This window comes from Acidovorax sp. LjRoot194 (assembly GCF_964253015.1).
Classification (GTDB): domain Bacteria; phylum Pseudomonadota; class Gammaproteobacteria; order Burkholderiales; family Burkholderiaceae_C; genus Acidovorax.
Genome location: NZ_CAXUQB020000002.1, coordinates 26,546 through 39,214, shown reverse-complemented (window position 1 = coordinate 39,214; position 12,669 = coordinate 26,546). Strand labels below are relative to the sequence as shown.

Genomic DNA, 12,669 nt, shown 5'->3' with positions numbered 1-12,669 from the left:
TAGTCAGCAGTCCGGCTGAGCCATTCAAAAATGAAAATTCCTATTAAAAATTGTTTGGCACTTCTGGCGGCTGCAACCGTTCTTTGTGCTGCGCTTCCCGCCGCTGGCCAGAATTACTGGGTTATCAAGCCGGTCCCCGGTCTGAAGAACAAAACTGGCGACGTAGACACTGAGCCATCGATCAAACTTGATGCCGGTACCCTGCCGGATGCGGTGGAAGGCAAGGCGTTCATCTTTGACCTTAAGACGTACACGCACGTGACGGGCGGGCCCGGCATCACCTCTGTCCAATACGCCCTCGGCGGAGGATCGGTTCCATCCGGGATTTCGCTGAGCAGCGATGGTCAATTGGCAGGCACTCCCACCGCAAAGACCACGGCACAGGGCGCGAGCTTTACGGTGGTGGGCACCTATGAAATGAAAACAGGGCAACAGGTCTACACCCTCAAGGTAGGTGAGGCAGTTCTACAGGTGGTTCAGATCGCAACCTCATATGCGATGACGCTGAACTCCCATGCCTGCGCAGTAACGACTTCTGGAGCGGCCAAATGCTGGGGCACAAACAGCTTTGGCCAGCTGGGTGACGGGACAACTACCAACTCCAACGTACCTGTGCCGGTGGTTGGACTCAGTGCTGGCGTGAGCAGCATCTCAGTAAGTGGCAACACGACCTGCGCGGTCGTGGCGGGCGCCGCGAAATGTTGGGGGAACAACAGCTTCGGTCAGGTGGGGAACGGCACAACCGGCGTATCGCTTTTGCCTGCGCAGGTAGTAGGTCTTGCTTCGGGTGTTGCCAGTGTGTCTGCAGGGCACGGTTTCGCATGTGCAGCGACCACTTCGGGCTCCGCGAAGTGCTGGGGTAGCAATGCGAGCGGTCAGTTGGGCGATGGAACATCGGCCAACTCCAACGTGCCAGTGCAGGTGGCTGGCCTGGATGCGGGGGTCACCAGTATTTCCGCTTCTTCGGCGCATGCGTGCGCGACAGTAGGCGGGAGCGCCAAATGCTGGGGCTCGAACTTCAACGGCAACCTCGGTGACGGCACGACGCAAGACTCCAACGTGCCAAAACAAGTAGCCGGCTTGACTTCGGGAGTTTCGAGCCTTGTGGCGGGCTCATCTCACAGCTGTGCAGTTGTCTCGGGTGCTGCGAAATGCTGGGGATTAAACGGCCACGGCCAGCTCGGTGATGGATCTACAAATAGCTCCAGCACGCCCGTCGCAGTTGCGGGACTGAGCACCGGCGTGAGCAGCGTTTCTCCGGGTGGCTCTCTTACCTGCGCCGTAGCGTCAGGCGCGGCCAAATGCTGGGGCTTCAATCACTACGGGCAACTGGGTGATGGCTCGACGGCCCCTTCCGCGGTGCCGGTGCAGGTGCTTGGCTTGGCAACCGGCGTTACCCAGGTGTCAGCAGGCACCGTCTTCTCCTGCGCAGTCGTGAACAGTGCGGTCAAGTGCTGGGGATGGAACAACAACGGTCAGCTGGGCGACGGCTCCAACAACGCCTCTGGTGTTCCCGTGAACATCAAAGCAGGCCGCTAAACATTAACCACCTCAAACCAGATTAGAGCCATGTCGAACTATCGCCGCTTTTTTCTTCCGTGCCTCATAGCACTGTCCGCTCTTCACACTTCCGGTTTTGCGCAAACGCAGAACTACTGGATGTTGAAAGCAGTTCCAGCTCTCAAGCCCAAAGGGTCGGCTGGACCCATCGAGCCCGCTGTAACCTTGGACTCTGGTGCGCTGCCGGACGCGATGGAGGGCGCGGGATACAACTTTGACCTCAAGACCATCACTCGGGTGACAGCTGGGCCAGGTATCTCAAGTGTGCAGTACGCGCTGGACGGAGGAGGTTTGCCAGCGGGTATTTCGCTGAGCAACGATGGACTGCTCGCAGGTACGCCCACGACTAAGACCGGTCCGCAGGGAGCAAGCTTCACGGTTGTTGGCACATACGTGAACAAGACAGGCCAGCAGGTTTACACCATCAAGGTGGGCGAGTCGGTCCTGCAGGTGGTCCAAATTTCGCACTCGTATTTCTCAGCACTTACTTCGCACGTCTGCGCAATTACCACTGCAGGCGCAGCGAAATGTTGGGGCAACAACAATCTGGGGCAGCTCGGGAATGGTGGCGCTACCGCCTCCAATGTTCCGGTCTCAGTGCAAGGGCTGACCTCTGGTGTCACTACCATTTCTGCTACCGGTAACACTACTTGCGCCGTCGTGTCAGGCGCAGCGAAATGCTGGGGTAACAACAGTTCGGGCCAGCTGGGCGATGGAGGCAATACTGCCTCTCGCGTACCTGTCCAGGTGGCGGGTTTGGAGACGGGTGTGGCCTCCGTTGCAGCCGGACAGGCATTCAGCTGCGCAGTCACGTTGGCAGGCTCCGTCAAGTGTTGGGGCAACAACAGCGGAGGTCAGCTGGGCGACGGTACCACTACGAACTCTTTTTTGCCTGTGCAAGTTGCAGGGTTGACTTCAGGTGCCAGTGCCGTGTCTGCCTCTTCTGGGAGCGCATGCGCCATTGTGAACGGTGGGGTACGGTGCTGGGGCTCCAACACGTCGGGAAATCTTGGCGATGGATCTACGGTGTCCTCCAGCGTCCCCGTGCAGGTGTCAGGTTTGACTTCAGGGGTCACAAGCGTGAAGGCAACCACAAGCCACGGCTGCGCTGTTGTCAATGGCGCTGCCAAATGCTGGGGACTTAACGCCCAAGGCCAGCTAGGGGATGGAACGACGACTAGCTCCAGCGTTCCCCAACAGGTGGTCGGACTTACATCAGGAGTGAGCAGCATTTCGGCGGGCAACGGCGTCTCCTGCGCAGTTGTTTCAGGGGCCGCCAAATGCTGGGGAGCCAATGGCAGTGGCCAATTGGGAGATGGCACCACCACCGCATCAAGCGTTCCGGTTCAGGTTGTAGGCTTTACAGCAGGCGTGAGCCGTATTTCCATCGGCATCAATTCAGCCTGTGCCTCGATGAACGGCACGGTGAAGTGTTGGGGGAGCAACAATACAGGGCAGCTTGGCGATGGTACAAACACCTCGTCACTGGCTCCCGTCAGCACCAAGGCGGGCAGCTGATGACCACCCCGTCACTGGCCAGCAAACCGCTGGGCGAGATATTGATTGAGCGCGGCCTGATCAATCGGGACAAGCTCAATGCCGCGCTTCAGGAGCAGGGGGTTACAGGTGCCAGGTTAGGGAAAATCTTGGTGCGCAACGGGTTTCTGCGTCAAAAACGATTGCTTGAAATCCTGCACGAGGTCTCACCGGAATCGATGCACGAGGAATCGGTATACCTGCCTGAAGTGCCCTTTGAGTTGCTGATCTCGACTCGCACGATGATCACCGCTGACATTGGCGAGCAGATCTACGTTGCAACGCTCGGCTCACCCAATGTCGTGCGCGCCAAGCTGCAAGAGGTCTTGGGCGAACGTGAAATCATTTTCGCGCCTTGTAACCCAGCTCGACTCGCCGAGTATCTCGACAAGGCTTCTGAGATTGGCAACGGCTCTCCCTCGGGGAAGGGGGGCGCCTGGGAGGCTGTCGTTCGCAATGCGATGAACAAGGAAGCCTCTGACATTCACATCATCCCTCGCCAAGCAAGCTACACCGTCATGCTGCGGCGTCATGGCGTTTTGAGCCCTGACCATGAGGGATCGCTGGAGGAGTACACGGCCCTGGCCTCGCGCATCAAAGACTTGGCTCGGATGGATATGGCTGAGCGCCGCAAGCCCCAGGACGGGGGCTTCTCGGTTGAACACAACGGCCGAATCGTGTACCTGCGCGTAGTTGCAGTCCCAACGACCGACGGTGAGCGAATCGTCGTGCGTTTGTTGGACCCGGACTCGATGAACCTGTCCCTCGATGATCTCGGGATCACGCGAGTTGCCGACTGGCGCAAAGCGGTATCACGTCCCTACGGGCTTTGTCTCATCTGTGGGCCCACCGGCTCGGGCAAGACCACGACATTGAATGCCACAGCCCGCGAAATGAACTTCCTGGAGCGGGCTATCTACACGGCAGAGGACCCCGTGGAGTACCGCATCGCCTATGCAGGTCAGGTCAACATCAACAAGACCGTGAACCTCGATTTCTCCGAGGCGGTGAAGACGTTCATGCGGGCCGACCCAGACGTCATCATCGTTGGCGAGGTTCGCGACATTGAGACAGCCCGCAATGCCATCAAAGCCGCCGAAACAGGCCACCTGGTGATCGCCACGCTTCACACGGGTTCGATTTTGGGCGCGGTGGGTCGGCTGCGGGATATCGGGGTGGCCTCGTATGAGCTGCTTCACCTTTTGAGGGGCGTCATGGTCCAGAGGCTTGTGCGGACGATCTGCAAACCCTGCGCAGGGGCAGGATGTCGTGAATGCAGAGACACCGGCTATCGCGGCCGAACCATCGTGTCAGAAGCCACCTATCTGCCCAACGAAGAGGCGGTCGCCAAAGTCCTGAACAGCGAGCGCAACTGGCCCACCATCGTTGACGATGCCCTGGCAAAACTGCAGGCGGGTGAGACCGATATGCGTGAGATCCGCCGCGTGTTTGGTGCCGAAGTAGACGACGCGATAGAGATCCCTGTTCCCTAGGCCTGAGGTGGCACGCAACTTTGCTGCAAGCTCCGCCTTCCCACAAACCCAGCCCCCACATCCCTATGTTCAGCATTCTGATGGTGCTCATGTCCATTGCCATGTTCACCGCACTCACTGCCGCGACCTTGAGCTACTTGCCTGTCGACGCTCTCATTGCCTACAAAGCGAGATCGAAGGCGCAGGATGGGCTTCACCGCCTCTCTGACGGTGCCATTCGCTACATCAAGAGCGTCTCCGATGGGAACGGAAACGTTGCCTTGCCAGCACCGGGCACCGACCTGATCCCGACGCTGCAGCCCACGTTTGCCTTTCTGCCACCGGCACCACAAGGCATGGCCTGGTCCGTTCAAAGCTCGCAGTACGCGGGATTGCCGGCCGTCGCGATCTGCTTGTACCCGCAGATCGCGGTTGAAAACGCGGTTGCCAGCGGCGTCAAGAGCGCCAAAGCAGGATTTCCGGCCCAGGCGATGTTCGTGGGTACCTCGTGCAACGCAGTGTCCAACAGCGAGGGGGCATACGTCACCTACTGGGTCATCGCCAACCACCACGGGTGAACAGAATGCGCTCCTACAAGGCAACGATCAAGTCCTCGAAGGGCATTGAGTCCATCCTGGTGGCCGCGCGAGATCTGGAGGCGGCAAAGTACGAGGCCGCACGCAAGGGCAGGGTGATAAGGATCAAATTGGTTCCTCGGCTGGTCTTTGGCGGTGGGATGTCGATCAGTGATCGCACCGTGTTCTTCCAGCGGCTGAGCAGCATGGTTGCTTCTCGCGTGAGCATGTCCGAGGCGCTGCAGATCATTCACAGCTCTTTCAGTGGGAACGTACGCGAAGTCTCGGCCATCCTTCGCCAGCACATCGAATCGGGATCATCTTTGCCAGAGGCAATGGAACTCGCAGGTGTGCGTTTCTTTCCAGAAGCTGTGCAGGCATTGGTGCGGACTGGTGCACATGGTGGGGATATTGCCCATGCGCTGCGCGAAGCGGCGCGGTTCGAACTGGAACTCGAAAGCGTCAAGAAGGAATCCGGCCGGGGCCTGTGGAGCGCCGGTATGGGCTTCTTGGCGGGTGTCGCAACCCTGTTCGGGAGCACCTTGTACGTCGGCCCGATGATCATGGAGTCGGACCTCATGAAGATGGGGAAGAGCTCGGTGGACATTGGGTGGGTCACGACTCTCTCCAGCACACTCAATTGGACACTCGGTGTGCTGGTGGGCCTTTTCCTGGCAGCGTTTTTCTCGCTGATGATTCTTCGACCGATCATCCCCTCTGCTGTCGACCGGGTGATCCTGAGAATCCCGTTCTACCGCGACCTGCTTCTGGCCAAGCAGAACTACATTGTCTTTTTCGGCCTTGGCGTGCTTCTCACGGCTGGCCTGAGGCTCGAAGAGTGCCTGCGCCTCTCCCGTGACAACTCACCAAGGGGGGAGCTTCGGGATGACCTCGAACGGGCCAGGAAGACCATCGTAGGGGGTAGCGCAAGCCCCTGGCCGTACGTGATGACTACGCTCCATCCCACTGACAAAGCCGCCCTCGCCACTGCACAAGACCGTACGCAGATTGCCACGACCATCGGAGAGCTGGCCTTCCAGTACCGGAACTTGTATCGTCAGCGGATAGCGGTGTTCGTACCCGTTACCCAGGTCTTGGCCGCACTGTTTCTTTCCCTGGCAGGGGTGGTTCTATTCGGCGTTGCCATCGTTCCTTTGCTCCAGATGACGAGCGGGATCTTGAACGCCGTTTGAAGTCGCTGTTGCTGGGAAACTGGGATCAAGCAACATGATGCGCGGTGCCACGAAATCGGATTTTGACGTTGTAAAACCTTTGGGTATCAGCGCTTTGAACACGGGAAGGAACTTTGATGGCACCAGTTCGGCATCGCAGACATGGAAGGCGACGGAGCACCGAGCGGCAGGGCTCACTCATATTGGTGGCTGGCATCATGCTGCTCCTTTGGCTGTTATTCCGGTAGCGATAGAGCTTTAAGCGACTCTCTGGCACAAGCGCCATGCAGACGCGCCGCTAATGCCACACGGAGTCTGATGGCGGCAGCGGCGTGAGCATGCCATCGGGGCGAAAGATGAACTTCTGAACGGCCGGGGGAGTGCTCGCGACGGACTTCTCTGGGCACTTCTCGTAGTAACCCGCCGTCATCCTTGCATCGAGCCGCGCCCTAAGTTCAGTTTGGAACTGAATCACCTTGGCTGGCGGCATCGACATACAAATCGAGAAGTGAACGACTTTCGGTTTAAGCCGGACCACCTCGTCCACGCCCGGCGTAGCAAGCTCCGAGCGGACGCTACCGACGACGTACTCAGTCGGCAGGACCTGGACGTTGACGCTCCCTGGATTGCTCGCGCAGCCAGCGAACAGAGCGACTGTCAGAAGAAGTTTTCGATGAAGCATGGCAATGTGCGTCAGAGGATTTTCAAAGAGTATTCCAGCAGCACCAACTCGCGCTGTAAGCATTGGTCACCACCGCGTAGCCAGCTGGCCCCAGCATTCTTCGCGAGGCCTTGACGAATAATTTCTGACAAATATGAATTGCTATTGCTTTGCAATTGAGTGCAATTGATAATTGCACTCAAAGCAATTCAATATCATGTACCTTTCCCATCACGATGACATTTGCGCTAGCCCGTCGCAAGATCTAAAAGGGCTGCTCTCGGAAGACTGCCCCAGGTGTGCACCCACTGACAAACCCGCCCATGACGAGCCGGTAATTGCCGCTCCCCATCAACTGAAATCTGCCGGTCTCGACCAGGTGATGCGCGCCCTTCGCGCCGGGGGCTCAGTAGCTGTTCTGGCCAGCAGTTTCTACAGCGGGGGTTACAGCTACACCCACATCCTCACGACGAAGCGCGGAAAACAGTACCGGGTCAGCAAGCAGGTGATGCGAAGTGTTCCCGTGACCACAAGCCCCGCCCTGACCCAGTCCTAATCGAACGCGCGCGAACACTCATTGGAAAACCCATGTCCCTGACCGTCAGCCCAGAACTCATCGCCGCCACGAAATCCAGTGTGTTTCAAGCCAATCGCCAAGATGCCCAGAGAGTCCAGCGCGACATAGTGATCAACACAGAGAAGTTGATCGGTGAGGGCATGAGTGACCTGATCGCTGCAGCGCAAGCGGTGCAAGACAACAAGACCGCTCGCGCCTTGGAGTCAATCCTGTTGGCCAGGGCAGGCAAGTTCGACAAGCCGGTACCGAATTTCAAGGCTTTCCAGGCGGTGCTGTTGGCCTTTCTCAAGAGCGATCTCATCGACGGATGGATCTATGTCTCTGGGCCCGATGAGAAGCTTTACCCCCAGCTCGTCACAAATGTCACTTTCGAAAGCGGGCAAGACTATCGGCGCAACGGAACCCCCACCGTGACGATTGAAACCGCCAGCTACGGTTTCAGTCGAGACGGCAATTACAAAGCCACTTTCGGCGTGTTCACGCGCCGGCACGCGTTCCATCCCCAAATAGTTGCCAAGCGCCGTGTCGCGGACATTCTGGCGGAAGAGGGCATCTACAAAGAAACGCACGCGCTGAAGGCTGCGCATCAGTCGAGCCTCAAGCGACACAATGAATGCATTCAAAGCGCCTTTGCGGAGCAATTCCGCATCACAGGAAAAGCCTTCCACTGTGAGGCACGTCAAGGAAATGACGGCGATGACATGACGGGGCGCCGCGTGGTCCACGATCTGGAGTCCAAGGACTATGGCGCAGTGGTGCGCCATACCGACTCCACGTTATTTGATTCGGACGATGGCGTGGGTCAAGTGCCCGAGCATCCAGTGGTGAGGGTCTTTGACCTGAGTGGCCACAGTTACTACTGGGTTCACGCGGACAACATGGGTCCCTATGTCTATGACGAAACGCTGCGCCACAAGCTAGTGCTTCCAGACACCCACCGCGATCTTCTGGACGTGCTCACCACGGACCTCGATGCTTTCGTGAACGACTTCATTGAGGCCAAGAGCGCCACCAACGTGATCCTGTGCAAGGGCGTGGCAGGGGTAGGTAAGACGCTGACGGCCGAGGTGTATGCCGAGCTGATCAAGCGGCCCCTGTACGCGATCCACGCCGGCACACTGGGCACCACCGCTGAGGAGATCGAAAAAAACCTGAAGACGGTCTTCGACCGCGCAACGCGCTGGGATTGCGTGTTGCTGCTGGATGAGGCGGATGTGTTCGTAGTCAAGCGCGGCGACAGCATCGAGCAGAACGCCATCGTGGCTGTGTTCCTGCGGGTGTTGGAGTACACGAAGGCGCTGATGTTCATGACCAGCAACCGGGCGAACGACATTGACGACGCCATCATTTCCCGTTGCGCTGCCATCATCGACTACACCGTTCCAGGCGCGGAAGACGCAGCGGCAATCTGGCGGGTGATGGCAACCCAGTTCAACGCTGAATTGACCCCCGACCTTATCGCCCAGCTGGTGGATCTTTTCCCAGGCATAGCTCCGCGCGACATCAAGATGCTGCTGAGGCTGGCCTTGCGCGTCTCGAAGGCCCATGGCGATCCCCTTGATGTGGCCACATTCCGCCGCTGCGCCATGTTCCGTGCCATCACCATGAAAGCGGATACCTGAGCCATGACCCAACATCCCCTGGCGCATTCCGAAGCCGAGGTTCACTCGCTGGCGCGATTCCAGACGCTTCAGGCGGGCCAGTATTGGCGTGCCCTGGACAACGTGCCCGAAGAGGGCATTGACGCAGGGATGGTGCTGTTGATCCAGTCGATACGGCTGGCGGATGACAAGCCCCACACGGTAGTTCTGCGACCTCACCCGCTCAAGATCGGCCAGGACGTCTATCTGGAGGTCCCGAAGGAGGAGGGGGGAACACAGCGCACATGGTTCCGCTACGACGAACACCGGTTTTTGCTGAACGACTTCCTGAGCCGGTTCGAATTCGAGCCGGATCACGAGAAGATCCGCCACGCTGAGGTGCAGGCGGTGCAGTCCCGTATCGCCGACCTTCAAGGCGAGTTGGTGCAGGGCCAGAGTAACCCCGTCCTGATCGCCGCTCTGGTGCAGGAAGATGAGGCGGCGAAAACCGCGAAGGCGGCTCAGGACAAGAAAGCAACCCCCTCTGACACCCCCGGAAGCGCGCAGGAGCCCCCGAAGGTGCTGGCGACCCTTGCACCCCCAGTCAACGCGGCCGAGGTGGTGGGTATGGCCACCGGGACGGTTGCAGAGGCCATCGCGGGGGGGCTGTCGCCCGAGCGGATGGCGGCACTGCGTGCTGCAGCGAACCACCAGCATCAAATTGCCTCTGTACGAGCGAAGTGGATCGAGGGCAAGACGAAGGAAATTGCCAGCGTCATCCAGCAGCTAACCCCCTTCTACGCTGAACAGGCGGCTGCTGCTCTTGCGCAGACAGAGGATGTGCGCGCCTTCGTCTCCGATCTCCTCAGGGGGATAGAGTCACTGGACTTGTACCTGGGCAAGGACGTGGATGTTCTGACTGTGCGAGAAGGCAAGGGGGCTCACCGTGATGTGCCCCTGACCTTCGTGCAGCGCAAGTTGCTCGCCGACGAGGAGCTTGCCGTCTGGGCGGACGTCGACGAGCGCTTCGACCACTCGAATGTAGATCAGCTTTTCGATGCGCTGCGCGAACATGACGGCCTGGTGGAGCAGATCTTCCCGACCGAGCGCTGCGTACTGGTGATGGCAACCACGCGGCGCTACATCGACTACGGTGACGCGTTTTCTAACATGGCCCGCAACGCCCAGAACAAAGAGGTGTTCCTGCTTGTGCGCGACGGGATGAACATCCACAGGGTGTTTTCGCCGGTTGAGTCGCATTTGGGCGCAGCCAGGTTGTTCCCCACCCAGAACGATCAGGAGGGCATTTTTCGGGGGCTCGACGGCACCCGCATCAAGTTCGAGGACGTGGCCTATACAGACCGCCTGCGCAAGCATGAGCTCTTCGCCCTGCACTTCAAGCGCTTCCTGCTCCTGGCCTGCGGGCTGGATCATCGACTGAAATTGTTCGGTGACTTCTACGACGGCCCTGCATCGCTAGACTTCGTGTCCCTGGGGTTTCAGGAGCGGCACTGCCGTTTCCTGCATGACGACGATGCCAGCAACATGATCGCGGGCGGGCCCAAGCGTCCCGGATTCGAAGAATGGCTCACCAGCATGAACGGCTACCTGCGTTCTGGCTCGCGGGTTCTGTGCAACTGGTACAGCCTGATGACCCCTCAGACAGCACCAGGGGCTTGCAAGTCTTTCAGTGGCAGGAGCCGAGATGGCATTGAGTTCCGAGCCAGGCCCCTCGCGCGGGTCGAATGCGCTGTTGTCTACCGCGAGGCCGACCAACTGTGCGTCGACGCACGGGTGCAGAAGGACTCGTATCGCAGCGACCGTCAGTTCAACTGCAAGGTGTCACTGCTCAAGCTGGCGCGCTCTGACTGGGCTGGCGACGAGGTGCCCTACCTGGTACTGGATGCGGTCGACCCGGATGAGTTGCGCTGGTACATCCAGCACCGGGGAACACGGGCGAGGCATCTGGAGTACATCCGGTTCTTCAAGCGGGCGTTGAAGCTCATTGAGAGCGACCGAGCGGCCGAGTCCGGGGCGCGTTCCCAATTGCTGCAGGCCCTGCTTGACGGTGGCGTCGGAGAGGTATCGGAGCGCCCCAAGCTGGTGGACCGCGCGGTGATCGCCTGGCGGGCAGCGAACCGGGGCCAAGCGCTCCCGCGTTTCGACGGTTCCATCCCCAGCGAGGCCAAGGCCTGGAAATCGCTGCTGGACCAGATGTTCCTGATTGCGGGCGACGGCAACGAGGATGCTCGCAAGGCCGAAGCCGAGGCCTTGGCACGCAGCTTGGGCTATGAGCCCCTGAGACTGGTTCTCTCTGGCGGCGCGAGGTACATGCTCTACGCGGCGCCCAAGGTGGAAGAATGCGACAACCGACTGGAACCCCATGCGTGGGTGCACAGAATCAGCTTGGAGCGTGGCACAAAAGGCTTTACCGAGCTGCGACGTCGCTGGGAGGTACTGCCCAAGCTCGACGCCTCTGTCACAGTCCTCGCGCAGTGGCCCGATCCGCATGGGTGGACGGCGCGGCGCAGTCGGTTTGCCAGCGTCGGCCGTAAGGGTGCCATCTTCGCGGTGGTGGAGCGTTGGCGCGAGCAGCTCGCTCCTTTCACGGCGCCCATGGATGAGGCGACCTTTGAACACGCGGTGTCCCAATGGCAGCGCTCTCGCGATAGCTTGAAAGACACAGGCTACGTGCGAGAGATGCACCTTGCCATCCCGGTTGGCGCCATGCTGCAGGACGGAGAGGCTTGGTACCTGTGTGTTGGATCTGCCCAGCCCCAGGTGATCATGTCCCGACTGGCCCCGGACGCCAAAGTAGTCGAGCACTTCAAAAGTCTCTTCGTGAAGCCCTACCTGGACAAGGGAAGGGGACGGGCGATCTTCGCCGGGAACTCTGATCACCACGCGTGGCGGCTCTGCGCAGTACCTGCCGCTGACTACCTCGACCATGACACGGTTTTCGTGCACGACGACATGGGCGTCAGCATCGAAAAGCTCGCAGGTGAGTCCATCAGCCCGCTGCTGGGAGACTGGTTTTCAAGCTGGCGCACGCGCTTTCCCAATTCGGCCTTGTGGATGGCTCCAGGCGTGAGCGATCCCAACGGTCGGCTGGATGTTGACGCCGTCTTGTCCATTGCCCTGCCAGAGGATTACGAACCGGTTCATGTCCACGAAATCACACTGCGACCGCATGGCGACCGGGACAACACCCCCGTCTACGGGCACTGGTTTGACCTAGCGCCGCAGCCGGAAAACTCGAACGGGGGCCGGCGGAAAGGGTTGGGAGGCCATGATGAGGTCGACGAGTTGGTACGGGGCCCGAAGGCGATAGCGGGGGATCAGTGTGGCTGGTCCTGCAATTCGTGGGACGCGATCAGCCCCTCGAAGGCCATCGCCAAGATCCAGCGGGAAAACGCTCGCGTAGTCGCTGCTGGAGATCTACCCGAAGCTCCCCAGCCGCCCGCGGGCTACGTGCGCTGGTATGTCTTGCGCGAGTAAAACCCTATTCATGTGCTGTATAAATCGACTGTCACAAC

At 59.5% G+C, this 12,669-nt stretch carries 8 protein-coding genes; 7 read left to right on the top strand and 1 reads right to left on the bottom strand.

What is annotated here, in order from left to right; translation table 11 throughout:
* The first annotated feature begins 30 nt into the window (after positions 1–30).
* From ACSQ3N_RS26430 to ACSQ3N_RS26410, 5 genes are all read left to right on the top strand, one after another.
* Positions 31–1,539 carry an RCC1 domain-containing protein gene (locus ACSQ3N_RS26430; protein WP_436137105.1) on the top strand — a complete coding sequence of 503 codons (1,509 nt, stop codon included), beginning with the start codon at positions 31–33 and terminating at the stop codon, positions 1,537–1,539.
* A 30-nt stretch (positions 1,540–1,569) separates the two neighbouring features.
* Positions 1,570–3,078, top strand: coding sequence for an RCC1 domain-containing protein (locus ACSQ3N_RS26425; protein ID WP_436137104.1), 1,509 nt, complete (start codon positions 1,570–1,572; stop codon positions 3,076–3,078).
* A complete protein-coding gene (locus tag ACSQ3N_RS26420; RefSeq protein WP_436137103.1) occupies positions 3,078–4,589 on the top strand; it encodes a GspE/PulE family protein in 1,512 nt (503 codons plus the stop codon). The genes ACSQ3N_RS26425 and ACSQ3N_RS26420 overlap by 1 nt, the downstream gene beginning before the upstream one ends.
* A gap of 65 nt (positions 4,590–4,654) precedes the next feature.
* Complete coding sequence (locus ACSQ3N_RS26415; RefSeq protein WP_436137102.1) at positions 4,655–5,146, top strand: hypothetical protein; 492 nt, start codon at positions 4,655–4,657, stop codon at positions 5,144–5,146.
* A gap of 5 nt (positions 5,147–5,151) precedes the next feature.
* Positions 5,152–6,336 carry a type II secretion system F family protein gene (locus ACSQ3N_RS26410; protein ID WP_436137101.1) on the top strand — a complete coding sequence of 395 codons (1,185 nt, stop codon included), beginning with the start codon at positions 5,152–5,154 and terminating at the stop codon, positions 6,334–6,336.
* Between the two features lie 277 nt (positions 6,337–6,613).
* Here ACSQ3N_RS26410 and ACSQ3N_RS26405 read toward each other — a convergent pair whose 3' ends face one another.
* Entirely contained in the window at positions 6,614–6,997 is a 384-nt protein-coding gene (locus ACSQ3N_RS26405; RefSeq protein ID WP_436137100.1) for a hypothetical protein, read from the bottom strand.
* Positions 6,998–7,564: 567 nt separating this feature from the next.
* On the opposite strand from ACSQ3N_RS26405, the gene ACSQ3N_RS26400 reads away from it, so the two are divergent.
* Both ACSQ3N_RS26400 and ACSQ3N_RS26395 read left to right on the top strand, forming a co-directional pair.
* Positions 7,565–9,175, top strand: coding sequence for an AAA family ATPase (locus tag ACSQ3N_RS26400; RefSeq protein ID WP_436137098.1), 1,611 nt, complete (start codon positions 7,565–7,567; stop codon positions 9,173–9,175).
* 3 nt (positions 9,176–9,178) lie between these two features.
* The gene (locus tag ACSQ3N_RS26395) at positions 9,179–12,631 is read left to right on the top strand and encodes a hypothetical protein (RefSeq protein ID WP_436137097.1); all 3,453 of its coding nucleotides are present in this window, start codon (positions 9,179–9,181) and stop codon (positions 12,629–12,631) included.
* Positions 12,632–12,669 lie beyond the last annotated feature (38 nt).